Annotated in this window: 18 protein-coding genes and 1 tRNA gene; 11 read left to right on the forward strand and 8 right to left on the reverse strand. The window is 72.1% G+C overall.

Annotation, left to right across the window (positions count from 1 at the left end; all coding sequences use genetic code 11):
• Nucleotides 1–22: 22 nt before the first annotated feature.
• On the reverse strand, nucleotides 23–2,662 hold the full coding sequence (locus WMR31_RS01150; RefSeq protein ID WP_340536932.1) for a penicillin acylase family protein: 2,640 nt from the start codon (nucleotides 2,660–2,662) through the stop codon (nucleotides 23–25).
• A 143-nt stretch (nucleotides 2,663–2,805) separates the two neighbouring features.
• Here WMR31_RS01150 and WMR31_RS01155 point away from each other — a divergent pair, with 143 nt between their 5' ends.
• The 3 genes from WMR31_RS01155 (at nucleotide 2,806) to WMR31_RS01165 (ending at nucleotide 4,283) form a co-directional block, all read left to right on the forward strand.
• Nucleotides 2,806–3,132, forward strand: a complete 327-nt coding sequence (locus WMR31_RS01155) for an FmdB family zinc ribbon protein (protein ID WP_340536933.1) — start codon at nucleotides 2,806–2,808, stop codon at nucleotides 3,130–3,132.
• A 63-nt stretch (nucleotides 3,133–3,195) separates the two neighbouring features.
• Nucleotides 3,196–3,873 carry an SAF domain-containing protein gene (locus WMR31_RS01160; protein WP_340536934.1) on the forward strand — a complete coding sequence of 226 codons (678 nt, stop codon included), beginning with the start codon at nucleotides 3,196–3,198 and terminating at the stop codon, nucleotides 3,871–3,873.
• A 56-nt stretch (nucleotides 3,874–3,929) separates the two neighbouring features.
• Nucleotides 3,930–4,283, forward strand: a complete 354-nt coding sequence (locus WMR31_RS01165) for an MscL family protein (protein WP_340536935.1) — start codon at nucleotides 3,930–3,932, stop codon at nucleotides 4,281–4,283.
• Nucleotides 4,284–4,315: 32 nt separating this feature from the next.
• Here WMR31_RS01165 and WMR31_RS01170 read toward each other — a convergent pair whose 3' ends face one another.
• Nucleotides 4,316–4,483: a hypothetical protein gene (locus WMR31_RS01170; RefSeq protein WP_340536936.1), complete on the reverse strand. Its 168-nt coding sequence runs from the start codon at nucleotides 4,481–4,483 to the stop codon at nucleotides 4,316–4,318.
• A 19-nt stretch (nucleotides 4,484–4,502) separates the two neighbouring features.
• Complete coding sequence (locus tag WMR31_RS01175; protein WP_340536937.1) at nucleotides 4,503–5,780, reverse strand: LCP family protein; 1,278 nt, start codon at nucleotides 5,778–5,780, stop codon at nucleotides 4,503–4,505.
• Nucleotides 5,781–6,050: 270 nt separating this feature from the next.
• On the opposite strand from WMR31_RS01175, the gene WMR31_RS01180 reads away from it, so the two are divergent.
• A tRNA-Arg gene (locus WMR31_RS01180) sits at nucleotides 6,051–6,126 on the forward strand.
• Nucleotides 6,127–6,213: 87 nt separating this feature from the next.
• Here the strand turns inward: WMR31_RS01180 and WMR31_RS01185 are convergent.
• Nucleotides 6,214–6,969 carry a hypothetical protein gene (locus tag WMR31_RS01185; protein WP_340536938.1) on the reverse strand — a complete coding sequence of 252 codons (756 nt, stop codon included), beginning with the start codon at nucleotides 6,967–6,969 and terminating at the stop codon, nucleotides 6,214–6,216.
• Complete coding sequence (locus WMR31_RS01190) at nucleotides 6,966–7,877, reverse strand: ribokinase (protein WP_340536939.1); 912 nt, start codon at nucleotides 7,875–7,877, stop codon at nucleotides 6,966–6,968. The genes WMR31_RS01185 and WMR31_RS01190 overlap by 4 nt, the downstream gene beginning before the upstream one ends.
• 74 nt (nucleotides 7,878–7,951) lie before the next feature.
• Between WMR31_RS01190 and WMR31_RS01195 the strand changes: the two genes are divergently transcribed.
• Entirely contained in the window at nucleotides 7,952–8,425 is a 474-nt protein-coding gene (locus WMR31_RS01195; protein WP_340536940.1) for a hypothetical protein, read from the forward strand.
• Nucleotides 8,426–8,433: 8 nt separating this feature from the next.
• Complete coding sequence (locus tag WMR31_RS01200; RefSeq protein ID WP_340536941.1) at nucleotides 8,434–9,768, forward strand: LssY C-terminal domain-containing protein; 1,335 nt, start codon at nucleotides 8,434–8,436, stop codon at nucleotides 9,766–9,768.
• Here WMR31_RS01200 and WMR31_RS01205 read toward each other — a convergent pair.
• A complete protein-coding gene (locus tag WMR31_RS01205) occupies nucleotides 9,765–10,943 on the reverse strand; it encodes a saccharopine dehydrogenase family protein (protein ID WP_340536942.1) in 1,179 nt (392 codons plus the stop codon). The two genes, WMR31_RS01200 and WMR31_RS01205, sit on opposite strands and share 4 nt — an antisense overlap.
• Before the next feature lie 117 nt (nucleotides 10,944–11,060).
• Here WMR31_RS01205 and WMR31_RS01210 point away from each other — a divergent pair, with 117 nt between their 5' ends.
• From WMR31_RS01210 to WMR31_RS01220, 3 genes are all read left to right on the forward strand, one after another.
• Nucleotides 11,061–11,597, forward strand: coding sequence for a SigE family RNA polymerase sigma factor (locus WMR31_RS01210; RefSeq protein WP_340536943.1), 537 nt, complete (start codon nucleotides 11,061–11,063; stop codon nucleotides 11,595–11,597).
• Nucleotides 11,594–13,600, forward strand: a complete 2,007-nt coding sequence (locus WMR31_RS01215; RefSeq protein ID WP_340536944.1) for a beta-propeller domain-containing protein — start codon at nucleotides 11,594–11,596, stop codon at nucleotides 13,598–13,600. Before WMR31_RS01210 ends, WMR31_RS01215 begins: the two co-directional genes overlap by 4 nt.
• Before the next feature lie 437 nt (nucleotides 13,601–14,037).
• Nucleotides 14,038–14,307, forward strand: a complete 270-nt coding sequence (locus WMR31_RS01220; protein WP_340536945.1) for a DUF2277 domain-containing protein — start codon at nucleotides 14,038–14,040, stop codon at nucleotides 14,305–14,307.
• On the opposite strand, the gene WMR31_RS01225 is transcribed toward WMR31_RS01220, so the two are convergent.
• Nucleotides 14,295–15,158 carry a bile acid:sodium symporter family protein gene (locus WMR31_RS01225; protein ID WP_340536946.1) on the reverse strand — a complete coding sequence of 288 codons (864 nt, stop codon included), beginning with the start codon at nucleotides 15,156–15,158 and terminating at the stop codon, nucleotides 14,295–14,297. The two genes, WMR31_RS01220 and WMR31_RS01225, sit on opposite strands and share 13 nt — an antisense overlap.
• A 122-nt stretch (nucleotides 15,159–15,280) precedes the next feature.
• Between WMR31_RS01225 and WMR31_RS01230 the strand changes: the two genes are divergently transcribed.
• Nucleotides 15,281–16,126, forward strand: coding sequence for an NAD-dependent protein deacetylase (locus tag WMR31_RS01230; RefSeq protein WP_340536947.1), 846 nt, complete (start codon nucleotides 15,281–15,283; stop codon nucleotides 16,124–16,126).
• On the opposite strand, the gene WMR31_RS01235 is transcribed toward WMR31_RS01230, so the two are convergent.
• Entirely contained in the window at nucleotides 16,113–16,799 is a 687-nt protein-coding gene (locus WMR31_RS01235; protein ID WP_340536948.1) for an iron-dependent transcriptional repressor DtxR, read from the reverse strand. The two genes, WMR31_RS01230 and WMR31_RS01235, sit on opposite strands and share 14 nt — an antisense overlap.
• 94 nt (nucleotides 16,800–16,893) lie before the next feature.
• Between WMR31_RS01235 and WMR31_RS01240 the strand changes: the two genes are divergently transcribed.
• Nucleotides 16,894–18,249 (forward strand): cryptochrome/photolyase family protein, encoded by a 1,356-nt coding sequence (locus WMR31_RS01240; protein ID WP_340536949.1) that lies wholly within the window; start codon nucleotides 16,894–16,896, stop codon nucleotides 18,247–18,249.

An 18,249-nucleotide genomic window follows, 5' to 3' on the forward strand; every position in this document is an offset into this window, starting at 1 on the left:
CACCACATGGGAGCCGGGTGACTCACCCCTCGTCGTCGGGCGGCACCAACCGGAGGACGTCCTCGCCGGCGTCGGCGACGGCGTCGCGGCTGAACGGCCAGGCGAGCGTGCGTCCCTCGACGAACAGGTCGGTCTGGTCGGTGTAGTGGGGGTGGAAGGCGTGGCCGGAGACCCCGGTGAGGTTGATCCAGCGGGAGGCGTCGAGGTCGTCGAGGTCGACGACCATCCGCATCGACGGCGCGGTGAGCACCTCGAAGCCCTCGCGGGCGTCCCAGCCGGTCGCGTTGACGATCGCCGACCCGCCCGGCGCCTTCCAGCCCGACCGGTTGAACAGCCTCTCCACAACGCCGATGCCCGACTCGCCGAGGGTCGCCGAGCGCAGCTCGAGGCGGTGCAGCATGCCCCAGCGCCACTCCTCGGGGTTCGGGCCGATCATCGAGGTGAGGTCGTCGCGCGCCTTCAGCATCGCCGCGCGCAGGACGTCGTCGCGACCCTCGACGACGTCGTCGGTGGTGACGTCGTCCCACCAGGGGTTCCCCGGGTCCTCCAGGAGGTTCGCGACCACGGCCATCCACCGATCGCCGCCGTCGGGCCACTGCTCCTCGGGCAGCTCGTCGTGGAAGGTCGCGGCGAGCAGGTTGCGCCACACGGCGTTGTAGTAGGCCGCCGCGGCGCTGTCGGCGGGCTGGGTGAAGTCCCAGGTCCGCAGCAGTCGTTGGCCGTCACTGGGGTAGCCGCGTTCCAGTCGCGCGTCGAGGAGGTAGGGGGTGAGCACCGGCGCCATCGGGTTGCGGTCGTCGAGCTGGAGGTCGAGCAGGTCGTCGCGCGAGACGACGCCGTCGCCGTCGCCACCGAAGGCGTCCTCGAGCACGTGGCGGATCCGCTCGGAGCGGTAGCCCTTGTCCCAGTCGGCGCCGAGGAAGTACGGATACTGCGTGCCGATGACGGCCTGGTTGGCGGTGACGACGAACCCCTCCTCAGGGTCCAGCACGCTCGGCAGGCCGTCGTAGGGCACGTACTCGCCCGACCAGTCGTTCGCCGGACGCCAGCCGGCCGAGGGCATCAGGCCGTCGTTGCCCGAGATGCGGATCGGGACCCTCCCGGGCGCCTGGTAGCCGATGTGGCCGTCTCGGTCGGCGTAGACGATGTTCTGCGCCGGGACGGCGAAGTCGGCGACCGCGGCACGGAAGGAGCTCCAGTCCGTGGCGCGGTTCAGCCCGAGCAGGGCGTCGGCCGTGGGAGCCGGGGTGAGCGCCGTCCAGGCCAGGGAGACCGCGTAACGGGTGTCGGCGGGGGCGCGCCGGGGCACGTCGGCGAGGTCCGCGACGTCGGCGAGCTGCTCGTCGACGTCGGAGAGGATCGGGCCGTGGTCGGTCGAGCGGACCTCCAAGGTGACGTCGTCGCCGCCGGCCACCTCGATCTTCTCGGTCCGGGTCTCCAGCGGCCGCCACTCGCGGCCGTGACGCCACGTGTCGTCGGAGACCTGCTCGACGTAGAGGTCGGTGACGTCGGGGCCGAGGTTGGTGAACCCCCAGGCGATGTCGGCGTTGTGGCCGATGACCACGCCCGGCAAGCCGGAGAAGGAGAACCCGGCGACGTCGTAGGGGCAGGCCGGACCCACGCTGCGGCAGTGCAGGCCGACCTGCATCCACACCCCCGGCAGCGAGACGCCAAGATGCGGGTCGTTGGCCAGCAGCGGCGAGCCGGTGTCGGTGAGGCGACCGGAGACGACCCAGGAGTTGCTGCCGACGCCGTCCCCCTTGCCGAGCCAGGCGGGCATCCGGTCCAGCCCGGCCGAGAGCCGCCCGAAGGTGTCGGCGACCCGCTCGAACGGCGGGGGCCGGACCGGGTTGCGGGTGCCGCCGGTGACGGCGTCCTGCTCGAAGACGCCGTCGACGACGGCCCCCTGCTTCACGATCGGGTCGTGCTCGGCGTACGGGTAGGACGGGAAGAGCTCGGCCGCCCGGTCGGGACCGACCGCCGCGGCGGACAGGGCGCGGTCGATCTCCTCGGTCATGTTGCCGCGCAGGTCCCACGCCATGGCCTTGAGCCAGGCCAGCGAGTCGACCGAGGTCCAGGGCTCGGGCTCGTAGTCGAGACCGCCGGCGCCGAGGACCGTGTACTCCAGGGCCAGGCTCGTCGGCGAGCGGTCGGCGAGGTAGGCGTTCACCCCGGCGGAGTAGGCGTCGAGAGCCACCCGGGTGCTCGGGTCGAGCAAGGGCAGCTCGGCCTCGGCGACCCGCCGCCAGCCCATCGTGCGCACATACGCGTCGGTCTCCACGGCGTCCTCGCCGAAGAGCTCGGCGAGCCGGCCGGCGGTGGCGTGGCGCCGCACGTCCATCTCGAAGAAGCGCTCCTGGGCGTGCACGAAGCCCTGGGCACGCATCAGATCCTCGGTGGTGTCGGCGTAGATCTGCGGGATGCCGTGCTCGTCGCGGATCACCTCGACGTCGCCGCTGAGCCCCGGCACGGCGATCTCGCCCTCGGTCTGCGGGAACGAGCGGCGCACCAGCACCACGCCGGTGAGCAGGGTCGCGACCAGCACGAGCGCGAGCGCGACGACGCCGTAGGTCGGCAGGCGCAGCAGCCTGGGCAGGAGCTGGAAGCGCCGCCACCACAGCGGCGGCCAGCGGCGGGGCCGGTCGGGGCTCTTCGGACCCACTGGCGCAGCGGGTACGTCGGACCCGGAGTCGGACGCAGAGGAGGTGGCCGTCATCGTGCGGAACATTGTGCCGTGGCGTAGTGTTGGCACTCGTGAGGGCAGAGTGCCAGTTCCTCGCCCCACTCCAGACCTGAGGAGACCCCGTGCCGACCTACCAGTACGCCTGCACCGAGTGCCCGCACAACTTCGAGCAGGTCCAGAAGTTCAGCGACGACGCACTCACCGAGTGCCCGCAGTGCCACGGCAAGCTCCGCAAGGTCTACAACGCCGTCGGCGTGGTGTTCAAGGGCTCGGGCTTCTACCGCAACGACAGCCGTGCGGCCGACGGCAAGGGCTCGTCCTCCTCGACCTCGTCGTCGTCCTCGGCGTCGGAGAAGAAGTCGGAGAAGAAGTCCGAGAGCACGTCGTCGAGCACCTCGAGCAGCTCCTCGTCCAGCTCGTCCAGCACCCCGGCGAGCACGGCCTCCTGAGGTTCGGCGGGCGCCCTGTGGAGAGCGCCCGCGCGCGCGGCGTGATTCGCCTACCGTCGCCGGATGCGCGCTGACCCTGATGCCACCGGTCCCTCCGGCCTCGCCCGTGGTGCGCGCCTCACCCGCCCCAGGCGCACCTGGGAGTCGCTGCGCCGCGCGATCCTGCGCCGACGTCGCCTCCTCGCGGCGGTGCTCGTGGCGGTCGCGGTGATGGCGGGCCTGAGCGCGACCCGCAGCCACCCGGACCCCACCGTGGGCGTGCCGGTCGCCGCCCGCGACCTGCCGGCCGGCGAGGTCGTGGGGCCCGACGACCTCGTCGTCGCCGAGCTGCCTCCCGGCGCGGTGCCCGTCGGCCTGGCCGAGTCCCCGGAGGGCCGCACGCTGGCTGCGCCGCTGCGCCGCGGCGAGCCTGTCACCGACGTCCGCCTGGTCGGCGCGTCGATGACGGCAGGACGACCGGAGCTCACCGCGCTGCCGGTCCGGCTTCCCGACGCCGGCATGGCGGCGTTGCTGCAGGTCGGTGATCGCATCGACCTGGTCGCCGCCGACCCACAGGCCGGGGTCGCCGAGGTCGTCGCCCGCGCCGCCACGGTGCTCGCGCTGCCGGCCGCCGACGACGTCACGGGGCCGTCGGGGCTGCCCGGGAGGCTGGTCGTGATCGGCGTGTCGCGCGCCGAGGTCACCGATGTGGCCGACGCCACCGCGCGCGCAATGGTGACGTTCTCCTGGACGAACGACTAGGTTTCTCCACTGAATCCCCCCAAGTCATCCCATTCGCTCTAGAAGGGCACTCGGAAATGAACGGCTTCAAGAACTTCCTGTTCCGCGGCAACCTGGTCGACCTGGCCGTCGCGGTCATCATCGGTACCGCTTTCGGCGCCGTCGTCACCACCTTCACCAACTGGCTCACCGCCCAGATGCCCGACTCGGCCTCGGAGATCTTCTCCAACACCCCGAACAGCTTCGGCGCGTTCCTCAACGCCGTGGTCTCGTTCGTGATCCTGGCCGCGGTGGTCTACTTCCTGGTCGTCACGCCGTACGTGAAGGCCAAGGAGCGGTTCTTCCCCTCCCCCGCCCCGGGCACGCCCGAGGACATCGAGCTGCTCCGCGAGATCCGCGACGAGCTGCGCGGCGGTGCCCACAAGGCCTGAGCGCCTCCTCAGCACCCTTCGCGAGTGCCGTCTCACCCGTGGTGAGGCGGCACTTGTGATTTCAGCCAGGCGTCCGCGGCCGAGTCCTGCGACGGCTCGCGCTCGTCGCGCTCGTCACTGGTGGTGTCGGGCAGCACGTCGCCGAAGATCCGCGCCAGCCGGCGGCGGCGTTGCTCGCGGGTCTCGGGCTCGTCGGTCATCGGAGGCGCCTCGACCGGCTCAGGTGCACAGCCCGGCGGACTCGCGTGCCGCGGCCTGGTCGTCGGCAGTGCCGCCGATGCCGCCGCCGTCTCCGGCACCGGTGCTCGATCCTGCGTCGTTCCCGGTGTTCGCGCCCGCGCCGGACCCGCTGTTCGAGCCGTTCGAGCCGCTGACGTCGTCGGCGGCGGTGATCACGTCGGGGGTCAGGCGCGCCGGGAGCGGCTCGTCGTTGATGACGCGCTTCCACAGCGCGTCGGCCTCGGGCAGCCAGGCGACCCGGTTGGGGTCCTCGGGCGAGTACTGCCAGGGCACGGTGACGAAGCGGATCTGGTCGGCGCCGATCCCCTTGAAGGAGTTGCCGACCTTCGCGATCTGGGTGACCGACTTGAAGTCGGTCTGCAGCGAGGACGTGGCGGCGTCGAGGAAGCCCACGACCCGGTCGACGCGGGTGAGCGTGCCGGCCGAGAGGAGCTTGCTGGCCATGGCGGCGATGAACGCCTGCTGGCGCTTGATCCGGCCCAGGTCGGAGCCGTCGCCGAGGGTGTAGCGGGCGCGCACGTAGTTGAGCGCCTCCTTGCCGCGCACCTCGCGGGTGCCGGCCGGGATGGAGATGCCGTGCGCCGGGTCCTCGACGGCCTCGGGGAGGCACACCTCGACGCCGTCGATGGCGTCGACCATGTCGCGGAAGCCGTTGAAGTCGACCTTCACATAGTTGTCGAGCCGGATGCCGGTCAGCTGCTCGAACTGCTGCATGGTGCAGGCGGGGCCGCCGACGGCGAAGGCCTCGTTCCACATCACGTTGTCGGCGCCGGGGATCGTCTTGCCGTCCTCGTCGGTGCACTCGGGCCGGTCGACGAGGCTGTCGCGCGGGATGCTGATGCCGTAGGCGGTGCTGCGGTCGGCGGAGAGGTGGAACAGGATCGTGGTGTCGGATCGCTCGCCGTCGCCGGTGAGGCCGTCGATGTTGTTGCCCTCGCCGTCGCGGGTGTCGGAGCCCATCACCAGGATGTTCATCGGCTCCTGGGGGCCTGCGACGTCCTTCTTCGCGGGCCGGTTGTTCAGCTGGTCGCTGTAGTTCTGGTAGTCGATGTTGTCGTTGAGATGACGGTAGAAGTACGTCGCCCCGAGACCCGCGACCAGGCCGAGCGTGACGACGCACGCGGTGACCACCGTGAGCACCTTGTAGCGCTTCTTGCCGCGCCCACGCCGCTTGCCCGCGCGCTCGCCGGAAGTGGCTGGACTGTCTGCGGGGTCGTCGTCGGAGATCGTGTCGCGTGCGGAGAGGTCGTCGGACATGATCACCTTGCGTCGGTTCGGGCCAGCCTCCCCATTCTGCGGGGTGGGTGGTCACGACCCCAACTCGTCGCGGTGTGGGCTTGGTCTATAGTCCGCGCCCCGTCGTGGCCCGCCGGCTGCGATAGTCCCGGCCGTTTGGGCCCCTTCGACCGCTGTTCCGGGGCCCGAACGGCCGGGACTATCGCACCATGAGCCGACGCCCTGGCTTCGTCACGGCGGGCGACGGCTGACAAGATGCGACTACCGGGTGCGACGCCGTCCGCCCGGCTCGCCCCAGTAGCTCAGCGGATAGAGCAGCCGCCTCCTAAGCGAAAGGTCGCAGGTTCGACTCCTGCCTGGGGCACCACGAGACGTCGCCGGTCAGCGAGCTGGACCGCGTCGCCATTGCGCGGTCGCCTCGGTCAGGATCCACGCGTACGACCCGCCGTCGGCGTCACAGCGTCACCGACGCACCCATCGGAAGCTCGCCGATAGCGCGGGCCTGCGCCTGGTCGATCAGGCCGCGCTCGTGCAGTCGGGCGATGGCGCGGGCGCGGCTGCGGGTCAGCTCCTCGAGCTGCTGGGGCGGCAGCTCGGCGACCAGTCGCGCAGCGCGCGCCGGATCGGAGCGGCCCAGGGTCCGGAAGTGCCCGGGTCCGCGGAGTGCGAGCACCAGGAACGTCACCAGCATCGCCGCGGCGACCAGCGTCGCCAGCCAGACCACGATGGCCTGAGGGGAGTCGAGCAGCCCGGCGTCGCGGCCTGCGGTCATGGCCAGGGCCGTCCCGCCGCCGATCAGGGCACACCAGCATGCGGCCCAGGCGACGACGTCCGCCCGGCGGCGTCCGGCGCTCCACCAGCACCCGGCGATCGTCAGGAGCGCCACCAGGACCACGCCGAAGCACACCTGCGCGATTGTCAGGGCGGTCCCGGTCGCGAATCCGTCGAACTCCAGGTCCGCGCGCTGCTGACTCCTGAGCGAACCACCGAATGCGGTGCCGCCCACGATCGCGGCGATCACGGCGACCAGGGCCGCCGCCGTGCCGACGCGACTCGGGTCGCCGCCGCGGCGCTCGACGCGCTCGAACCCCATCTCACGCAGGATCTCGGGCTGGCTCTTGAACAGGTACGCGTCGAGGTCGGCAGCACGGAAGTCGCGCCGCGAGACCGTGTTCGACCACTTGCGGACGCCGGGAACCGGCTTGCTCATCGCGGGCGGCTCTCCAGCAACGAGCGCGCCGCGGCCAGGCTCAGTTCGGCGCCGCGAGCGCCCGGCCCGGTGACGGCGACCGCAGCGGCAGCCACCGCGAGCCGGGCCGCCTCGGCCAGCGGGTGACCCCAGGCCAGGCCGACGGCCAGGGCCGCGGTGAAGGCGTCCCCGGCGCCGATGGTGTCGACGACGTCGACCTCGAACGCCGCGATCCGCGCCGGCCCGGCGCCCGCCTCGCCCGCATGGACGTCGACGCCGTCGGCGCCGCGGGTCACCACGACCGCATCGACACCGGCCGCGAGCAGCGCGGCCGGCGAGGACGGCCCGAGGCCGGTCGCCTCCTCGGCGTTCGGGGTCAGCACGGTGACCAGCGCCAGCAGCTCCGGCGTGAGCGACCGCGCGGGCGCGGGGTTGAGCACGAACGGCCAGCCGCGCTCAGCGCAGGCCCGGGCGGCGGCGAGCACGGCGTCGTCGGGGATCTCCAGGTTCGACACCACCACGACCTCGCCGTCGGGGATCGCGGCAAGAGAGCTCTCCACGTGGCCGGGATCGACCAGAGCGTTCGCGCCGGGCACGACCACGATCAGGTTCTCCCCGGCCGCATCGCGCAGCACGTGGGCGCTCCCGGTCGGCTCACCGACCCGAGCCACCGCCGAGGTGTCCACCCCGACCCGCTCCAGTGCGACCAGCGCCTCCTCACCCACCTCGTCGCGGCCCACGGCGCCGACGAAGCGGGTGCGCGCGCCGAGTCGCGCCGCAGCCGCCGCCTGGTTGGCGCCCTTGCCTCCCCAGGCGCGGCCGGCCCGCAACGCGGTGACCGTCTCCCCCGGACCGGGCAGCCGCTCGACGTCGAGAAGCAGGTCGGCGTTCAGGGATCCGACCACGATCACCGTGGGCTCTGCGGGCATGCCCCATCCTCTCTCGTGCCTCTCGGCGGGCGAGCCGGATTCCGTCGCGGCTCGACATCGGCAAGGATGCCCAGATGAGCGACGACCAGACCACCATCGACGGCGACACCAAGCAGCGCGTCTTCGCCGCGCTGCTCGAGCAGGCCCGCGGCGGCGCCGGCGCGGTCGGCGCCACCGCCGGTGCGGAGCATGACGCGGCCGAGGCGATCACCGACACCACGACCAGCGTCGACGACATCTCGCAGTCCTACGAGGCCGGCGACCTGCGCGCGCTGTACCAGGAGTCCGAGGCCCACGAGCAGGACCACCTCGCCCAGATCGAGGCCCTCGACACCAGCCCGGCCGACCACGTACGACCCGGTGCGATCGTCGGCTTCGGCGGCGCACGCTACGTCGTCGGCGTCGTGGCCGAGGCCTTCGACAGCGACGGCGTCACCTACGAGGGCATCTCGGCCGACTCGCCGGTCTACGCCAAGATCGACGGCCTCCAGCTGGGCGACACGTTCGAGGCGCCCGACGGCGAGCACCGCATCGACCTGCTGGGCTGATCCGCACCGTGGGTCCCGAGCCGCCCGACGGGCGTCTGGTCGACACGCCACCGCCGACGTCGCCGCCGGTCTACCCGCACGTCCCGCGCAAGGTGTCGCGGTTCTGGCACTGGCCGGTCCAGGAGCTGGTCGACGGCGCGTTCTTCGTGGTCGGCACCCTGCTGGTGCTGTGGCTGGGCTGGCTGGTGCTCGACCGCGGGCTCTCCTTCTCGCCGATCGACGTGCTCTACGTCGTGGTGTTCTGGCTGCTGCTCGCCTACGTCGGGCTCCCACGGCTCCAGGAGATGCTCGCCCGCATCTATGTGCCCGACTACTTCATCGGCCGCACCCTCACCAACGTCGGCGTGCTCGGCGACCCGATCACGATGGCCTTCGACGGCACCGAGGACCAGATCGACGCGGTCATGGTGAACGCCGGCTGGACCCGCGCCGACGAGATCACGCTGCGCTCCTCGTGGGGCATCATCGTCTCGGCCGTGTTCCGGCGCAGCTACCCCTCGGCGCCGGTCTCGCCGCTGTTCCTCTTCGGCCGCCAGCAGGCCTTCGCCTACGAGCAGCAGGTGGACGGCAACGCCTCCCAGCGCCACCACATCCGCTTCTGGCCGGTGCCCGACGGCTGGCTGCTGCCGGGCGGCTACCGGGTCGGCTGGATCGCGGCAAGCACCTATGACCGAGCGGTCGGCCTCTCGACGTTCACCCTCCAGGTCACCCACAAGGTCGACGCCGACATCGACGCCGAGCGTGACTACGTGATCGGCACGATCCGCTACACCTCGCCCGAGGTGGAGCTGCGGATGATCGACAACTTCTCCACCGCGTTCCACTCCCGCAACGGCGGCGGCGACCTGGTGCACACCGACGGCAACCTGCCGATCGTGGTGCTCGGGCCGTCGGCGGCCCAGCAGACGCCACCTCCGGAGCACCACACCGACCATGAGCCGACGTCGCCGCGGCTCCCGCCACCGATGCTGCTGGCGGGTGGCCTGCTGAGCATCGCGAAGACGGCCGCGACCCTGTTCGGGCTGCTCGCGCTGGCGTTCGGTGCCTCGCGCGCCGACCTCTTCCCCGAGGTCGGCAACGGTCAGCTGGTCGGCACGGGTATCGGTGCGGCGGCGACCCTCGTGCTGTGGGTGCTCACGCTCCGCCGGCACCGGTGGGCCCGCACCCTGCTGATGGCGGTGTGCACCGCCGAAGCCATCACCCAGCTGTCGGTGCTCAGCGCCGCCTCGAGCGTGAGCCTCCTGCTGATCGGCACCACGAGCATCTCGGTGCTGATCCTGATCGCGGTCAGCTCGACCGGAGCCCGGCGGTGGGTCGACAGCCGCCGCCCGCAGGCGTCCTAGTCGTCGACGACCTCGAACCGGATGCCGCGCATCTGAAGGCGCTCGAGCAGTCGGTCACCCATCGCCTCGGCGGTGGTGACGCATCCGGCAGTGGGCGGGTTGTCGTCGAAGGCCAGGCACAGCGCGGACTCCGCGAGCATCTTCGCGGTCTCGGTGTAGCCGGGATCGCCGCCGGAGACGCGGGTGTGCAGGGTGCGCTCATCGGTCTCGGCGACGAAGTCGACGGTGAACCACGACCGCTCCCGCTTGGCCTCGTCGGGCCCGGAGCCCTGCGGCACCTTGCGCAGCAGGAAGTCGCGCAACGGCGGTACCTGAGCGGCCACGCCGATCGCGCCGACTCCGAGCATCGCCCCCGCAGCGTTGTGGAGCTTCTTCATCCCGGCGAAGTGCGAGTAGCGGAAGTCCGGCCCGTAGACCGGGAGCGAGGCACCTGAGCGGACGACGATCTGCGGGTCGATGGTCGGCAGCGGCACGAGCCAGCGGTCGAGCACCTTGTCGTGGTGGGGCTTGGCGCCGACCGGCTTGGACGTGCGGCCGTCGGCCGGCTTGCCCTGGACGCGGCGGCGCTCCTTGGCGGTGGCGCTCATCTGCTTGGCCCGCGAGAACGCGCCCATGGCGGAGTGGAAGGTGCCGCCGGAAAACGTGCCGGAGGCCCGGACGACGCCGCGCATCCGCACCGGGCCGGTGGGCGCGAGCTCCTTGACGGTGAAGTAGGCGCCGAGGTCGTGCGGGATGGAGTCGAAGCCGCACGCGTGCACGATCCGGGCGCCGGTACGCACCGCGGTCTCGTGGTGGTCGAGGTAGGTGCGGTCGACGAACTCGGGCTCGCCGGTGAGGTCGACGTAGTCGGTACCGGTCTCGGCGCACGCGGCCACCACGGGGCCGCCGAGCTGCTGGTAGGGACCGACGGTGGTGATCACGACCCGGGCGCGGCGCACGACGTCCTCCAGCGCGGCCTGGTCGCCGGCGTCGACGACGATCAGCTCGAGGCCGGCGGCGTCCGGGCCGAGCCGGTCGCGGACCCGCTCCAGCTTCTCCAGGTTGCGTCCGGCCAGCGCCCAGCGCAGCCCGTCGGGCCCGTGGCCGGCGAGATACTCGGCGGTGAGTCCGCCGGTGAACCCGGTGGCGCCGAAGAGCAGGAGGTCGAGGTCGCGGTCATCGCGCGGGCCGGTCATAGACGTCATCGTGGAGCCTCGACCAGATTTTCGCGAACCGACGGAACCCCGCCGGTTCGACGACCCGTCTAATCGACGAATCCCCCCGCACCTGCCTGGCACGAGGAACCAACAGCCATGGACCACGACTTCGACGACTACGCCCGCGAGGCGTGGCCGACGCTCGTGCGCGCTGCGGTGTTCCTCGGCTGCGGCCTGCACGAGGCCGAGGACTTGGCCCAGACCACGCTGGTGCGCTGCTACACCTCCTGGCCGAAGGTGGCCGCGGCCGACAACCGCACCGCCTACGTCTACCGGATGCTGCTCAACGTCGTGCGCGACAGCAGACGACGGCGCTGGCGCGGGGAGCACCCGACCGATCGCCTCCCCGAGCGGGGCGAGTCGGACCGGACCGCCGGCGTCGACACCGCCGACGCCGTGCACCGGGCGATGGCGGGCCTCAGCAAGCCGAACCGCGACGTCGTCGTCCTGCGCTACTTCGTCGGGCTCACCGAGCACGAGACCGCCGAGGTGCTCCGCATCCCGGCCGGCACCGTGAAGAGCCGGCTCTCCCGGTCGCTGGCGCGCCTGGCCGCCGACGACCACCTGCGCGACCTGGACCCGGCCGCGCCCTCCGATCTCACCCGCGATGCCAGTGAGGAGACCACCTCATGACCGATCTCGAACGCGCCTGGGACGACCTACCGGTCGGTCCCGCGCCCGTTGACGCCATCGTCCGCGAAGCCCGGCGCGAGGCCGCAGCCAGCGCCCGGCGGCGTCCTGCCGTCCGTCTGAAGCGATCCCTGACCGGGATCGCCGCGCTCGGCGGGTTGGCGGCGGCGTTCGTCGCCGGCTCGCTCGTGGCCAACCCCTCGGGCTCGGGGTCCGGAGGTGGCACCACCGGCGGAGCGGACGGCGCGGCCGGCAGCGACGTCACGCCCGCGGCGTTCCACGGAGAGCTCCAGGAACCGGGCTCGTGCGACGACCTGCTCCAGCATTACGTCGACCGCGGCGTCGACCGGGTGACCCCCTGGGGGTGGGACGACCCGATGATGGAGTGGTACTACGACGCGTCCCCGATACCGGCACCGGGGAGCGAGGCTCGCACGGGGCGCGACCTCGCCTCGGCCGATCCGAGCGCCACCGGCACCAACGTGCAGGAGGCCGAGGTCGACGAGCCCGACCACGTGAAGACCGACGGCTCGATCCTGGTCCGGCTGCGCGGCGCCGTTCTCACCACCTACGACGTCACCGGGTCCGAGGTCACCCGGCTCGGCAGCCTCGACCTCGGCGACTTCCACGACGGCGAGATCCTGCTCACCGGCGACCGGGTGCTCGCGATCGGCAACGACGGCACCCCGCCTCGCTTCGGCCGCTCCTATCTCGGCCCCGTCGGATCCTCGCCGCAGACCCGGGTGCTCACGATCGACCTCGCCGACCCGGCGGCCCCCGCGCTGGAGCAGACGGTCGACTACGACGCCGAGCTGATCGCCGCGCGCCAGCACGGCGACGACGTCCGGCTGGTGCTGTCGAAGGGACTGCCCGACCTGGACTTCCAGCGTGGGCGGGGTCGCCTCGCCGACAACCGCGAGGTCGTGCGCCAGAGCACCCTGGACGACTGGCTGCCTCACATCTCGGTCGACGGCGGCGAGCCCACGGCCCTGCTCGACTGCGACCGGGTCGCGCTCCCCCGCGCCGAGCTCGGCCTGGCCACGATGGCGGTGGTCGGCTTCGGGTCGGCGGCGGCCGGCGACGTCGAGGCCCTCGGGCTCGCCGGCGACGCCCCACTTACCTACGAGTCGGCCGACCACCTCTACCTCGCCTCCAGCGGGAGCGGCGACGGCTGGGGCCAGTGCTGGGACCGCTGCCTCCCGACGAGCTTGCGCAGCAGCTCCGAGGGAACCACCCATGTCTACGACTTCGCGCTCGACGGCACCGGGGCGAGCTACCTCGGCGCCGGCGAGGTCGAGGGATACGTCCGCGACCGCTGGTCGATGGACGAGGCCGACGGCGTCCTGCGACTCGCAGTCGGCTCCTCCTCAGAGACGGGCGACTGGAACTCGATCGTCACCCTGCGCGCCGAGGACGACGCACTGGTCGAGGTCGGCCGGATCGACCGGCTCGGCGTCGGCGAGGACATCAAGGCCGTGCGCTGGTTCGACGACCTCGCGATCCTGGTGACCTTCCGCCAGATCGACCCGTTCTACGTCGTCGACCTCGCCGACGACGCCGCTCCCACCCTCCTCGGCGAGCTCAAGATCCCCGGCTACTCCGGCTACCTGCACCCGCTCGGCCCGCGCCGCCTGATCGGCATCGGCCTCAGCGGCACCTCGCAGGCGCAGGCGGGTCTGTTCGACGTCACCGACCTGACCGACCCCCGGCGTCTCGACACCGCGACCCTCGGCCACAACGCCTGGCCCCTCGCCCCCGAGGACCCCCGCCAGTTCACCTGGATGCGCGACCAGCGCATCGCCTTGACGGTGGTGGTCGGCCGCCGGGGCGAGGCCCACGTCGCCGAGCTCCGGCTCGGCGGCGGCCGGATCCACGAGAGCCTGACCAGCGTCGAGCACGGCCGCGACGCCAGCGCGGTGCGACTCGTGCCCCTCGCCTCCGGCCCGTCGGCCGGCAAGGTCGTCCTGGTCACCGGCGAGGACGCCTCCTTCTACGACCTGGACTGAGTCGGCCAAGGGCGACCTCCCCGGAGGTTGAGCAAGCGGGACGAGTGAGGAACGAACTCGTCCCGCGCCGACGAAACCTCCCAACCCTCCTCGTCAACGCCGGTTTCCGGGGTTTCGTCGGCGCTCGCTGGCGCTCGCTTGCTCAACCTCCGGCAGCACGAGCCCTCGGAGGTTGAGCAAGCCGGGAGGGCGAGGAACGAGCCCGACCGGCGCAGACGAAACCTCCCAACCGACCTCGGAAACGCTGGCAACGACGGTCGCCGGGGTTTCGTCGGCGCTCGCTGGCGCTCGCTTGCTCAACCTCCGGCAGTTGGCAGCGACGGTCGCCGGGGTTCTATCAATCAACGAGCGCTCGCTGGCGCTCGCTTGCTCAACCTCCGGCAGCAGCGGGCCTCGATGGCGGGGCTCGAGGAGCCGTCGAGTCGTAGCCTGGGCACATGTGCCGCAACATCCGCCCGCTGAACAACTTCGAGCCCCCCGCGACGCACGACGAGGTGCACGCCGCGGCGCTGCAGTACGTCCGCAAGGTGGCCGGCACCACCAAGCCGTCGGCGGCCAACCAGGCCGCGTTCGACCGGGCTGTCGCCGAGATCGCCCACATCACCGGGCACCTGCTCGACGAGCTGGTCACCAGCGCACCCCCGAAGAACCGCGAGGTCGAAGCGGAGAAGGCGCGGGCCCGGGCCCGGCTGCGCTACGGCGCCTGACGTCGTCCGCGGGTGATCGCGAAGCCGAACGCCGTGGCCAGCACGTACATGGCGATGCTGTAGACGGCGCTGGGGATCGCCACCTCGGTGCTGTCGAGCACGCTGAGGGCGATGGTGAGGGCCACGGTCGTGTTGTGGATGCCGATCTCCATGGCGCAGGCGATCGCCGCGCGCTCCTCGAGGCGGAAGACCCGCGCTCCGAGGTAGCCGAGGGTCAGGCTGGCCAGGCAGAACAGGGTGGTGACGATCCCGACCTGCTGCACGTAGTCGGCGAGATTCTCCCGCTCCCCCAGCAGCGCCCCGACCGCCACGACGACGAGCACCACGATCGAGAAGACCCGCACCGGCTTGTCGGCGCGCTCCGCGACGTCAGGGTTCCGGCTGCGCACGACCATTCCGATCGCCACCGGCACCAGCACGATCGCGATCACCTGGACGACCTTGGCGAACTGGAGCCCCAGGTCGCCGTCGGCGTCGAAGTGGCCGATCGCGAAGTTGGTGATGACGGGGATCGTGAAGGCGGCCAGCACCGAATTGATCGCGGTGAGGCTGACGTTGAGCGCCACGTCGCCGTGGAAGAGGTGGCTGAAGAGGTTCGCCGTGGTTCCGCCCGGTGAGGCCGCGAGCAGCATGACGCCGACGGCCAGGAGCGGGTCGAGGTCGAAGGCCTTGACCAGACCGAAGGCGATCGCCGGCAGCACCAGGATCTGCAACACCAGGGCGACGATCACCGCGCGCGGGGACCTCGCCACCCGCCGGAAGTCCTCGACGGTCAGCGACAGCCCGAGACCGAGCATCACGATCGCCAGGGCGATCGGCAGGCCGACGGTGATCAATGCGGAGTCGTTCATGGCAGGCTCCTGACACGGGCCGGCATCGAGGTCGGTCACCCGCCGGATCGGCATATCCAAGCCGACTCCCTCGACCGGCGCCACTGTCGGCGTCGATTCGCGCCATCGACCACACTGGGGACATGACGGTCCAGGCCCGCGCCGACGCCGGCGCCCACGCCGCGCTCGAACTGCTCGCCGCGCGGCCACTGGTCGTGCTCACCGGCGCCGGCCTCTCCACCGACTCCGGCATCCCCGACTACCGGGGTCCCGGAGCGCCCGCACGCCGCCCGATGACCTACCAGGAGTTCGTCTCGGGTCCCGAGGCGCGGCAGCGGTACTGGGCGCGCTCGCACCTGGGCTGGGGCCGGATGCGCCGCGCCGAACCGAACGACGGACACCGCGCGCTCGCCGCACTCGACCCCGAGCTCCTCATCACCCAGAACGTCGACGGGCTGCACGAGGCGGCCGGGTCGCGGCGGCTGGTGGCGCTGCACGGGCGGATCGCCGACGTCGTGTGCCTCGGCTGCCGGGCCACCTCCGCGCGGCAGGCGCTGCACGCCCGGCTCGACGCAGCCAACCCCGGATGGACCGCGCGCCACACCGAGCTGGAGACCAGGCCGGACGGCGACGTCGAGCTGGAGGACGCCGCGGCGATCGCGGAGTTCACGGTGCCGGGGTGTGCCGCCTGCGGCGGCGTGCTCAAACCCGACGTCGTGTTCTTCGGGGAGAACGTGCCCAAGACACGGGTCGAACGCTGCTACGCCGCGGTGGAGGCCCTGACCGACGGGGACGGCGCGCTACTGGTGGCCGGGTCGTCCCTCACGGTCATGAGCGGGCTGCGCTTCGTCAAGCGCGCCGCCCAGCGCGGCACGCCGATCGTGCTGGTCAACCGCGGCGAGACCCGGGGCGACCCGCTGGTCACCCACAAGGTCGATGCCGGGTGCTCGGAGTTCCTCCGCGCCCTCGCCGCCCTTAGAGCCGCTTGACGAAGATGTGCTCGGCCGCCTCGGGCATGATCTCGGCGGTCTCGCCGCCCGAGCCGACCAGGACGCCGTCGTCGGTGGCCACGATCGTCACCGTCTTCTCCGGCAGCGCGCCGACGCGGCGCATCGCGCTCATCAGCACCTCGTCCTTCTGCATCTCCTCGGAGATCCGGCGCACCAGCACCCGGCCCTCGACGTCGGAGGCGGCCTCGCCCAGCGGCTCGACGTCGTCCATGAACGACTCGGCGACCTCGCTCTGGCCGAGCTCGTCGAGTCCCGGGATCGGGTTGCCATAGGGCGAGGAGGTGGGCTGCCCGAGCAGCTCGATGAGCCGCCGCTCGACCGTCTCGGAGATGACGTGCTCCCAGCGGCAGGCCTCTTCGTGCACCAGCTCCCACTCCAGGCCGATGACGTCGGTGAGGAGGCGCTCGGCCAGCCGGTGCTTGCGCATCACGCGGGTGGCCAGGCGCAGTCCCTGCTCGGTGAGCTCGAGGTGCCGGTCGCCCTCGACGGTCACCAGGCCGTCGCGCTCCATGCGGGCCACGGTCTGGGACACCGTCGGGCCGCTCTGGTGCAGCCGCTCCGCGATCCGCGCGCGCAGCGGGACGATGCCCTCCTCGACCAGTTCGTAGATGGTCCGCAGATACATCTCGGTGGTGTCGATGAGGTCGCTCACGTGGGCCATTGTTGCTCATCGTCGGCGGGCGCGCCCGCCGCCTCGGCTCGGCGCCTGTCCGGGTGCCGCCGGGGTGCCTGGCACAGTGCATGGAGTGGACCCCCAAGCAACGTCGGTGATGTGGTTCCGGCGCGACCTGCGAACCTTCGACAACCCGGCCCTCCTGGCCGCCCTGGCCGAAGGACCCACCCTCGGGTTGTTCGTCCTCGACCCGGTGTTGTGGGACCCGGCGGGCCCCTCCCGCCGTCACCAGCTCGTCGCCAGCCTGCGGGCCCTGGGTGCCGACGTACCGCTCGCCGTCCGCGCCGGCGACCCGGTGCGGGAGGTCGTCGCCGCCGCGCGCGAGGTCGGAGCCACCCACGTCCATGTCGCCGCCGACTACGGTCCGTACGGCGCGGCGCGCGACGAGGCGGTCGAGGAGGCCCTGGCCGACGCCGGGATCGCGTTGGTCCGCACCGGCTCGCCGTACGCCGTGGCGCCGGGGCGGGTGCGCAACGGCAGTGGCGACCCGTATCAGGTGTTCACGCCGTTCTCCCGGGCGTGGAGCGAACACGGCTGGCGTGGACCCGCCGGCCCGATCCCCGACGACGCCCTGTGGCTCTCGCTGGAGGAGACCGCACCGCTCCCCGAGGTCGACCTGCCCGAGGGGCTCGACCTGCCCGAGCCCGGAGAGGCCGCGGCGCACCGGGCCTGGGAGGCCTTCTTGGAGCAGGTCGACGACTACGCCGAGGACCGCGACCGCCCCGACCTCGAGGGCACCTCCCGGCTCAGCCACCACCTCAAGCTCGGCGAGATCCACCCGCGCACCCTGCTGGCCGACCTGGCCGGCCGCGAGGGCGACGGCGCCGCCACGTTCCGTACCGAGCTCGCCTGGCGCGAGTTCTACGCCGACGTCCTCCACCGGCGCCCAGACAGCGCGCGCGACTACCTGCGACCGCAGCTGGCCGCGATGCGCTACGACGAGCCCGGGCCCGACTTCGACGCGTGGCGCGAGGGCCGCACCGGGTTCCCGATCGTCGATGCCGGGATGCGGCAGCTGCGCGCCACCGGCTGGATGCACAACCGGCTGCGGATGATCACCGCCAGCTTCCTGGTCAAGGACCTGCACGTGGAGTGGCAGCACGGCGCCCGGCACTTCCTGCACTGGCTGGTCGACGGCGACCTCGCCTCCAACAGCCACGGCTGGCAGTGGACCGCCGGCTGCGGCACCGACGCCGCGCCGTACTTCCGCGTCTTCAACCCGACCACGCAGGGACGCCGGTTCGACCCGGACGGCGTCTACATCCGTACCTGGGTGCCCGAGCTCGCCGACGTCGCCGACCCGCACGACCCGAGCCCCGACGATCGGGACCTGGTCGGCTACCCGGAGCCGATCGTCGATCACCGCGCGGAGCGGCTCGAGGCCCTCGATCGCTACGGCGAGGTCCGTGATGCCGCCGCCGGCCGATGA

This window comes from Nocardioides epinepheli (genome assembly GCF_037936805.1).
GTDB lineage: Bacteria > Actinomycetota > Actinomycetes > Propionibacteriales > Nocardioidaceae > Nocardioides.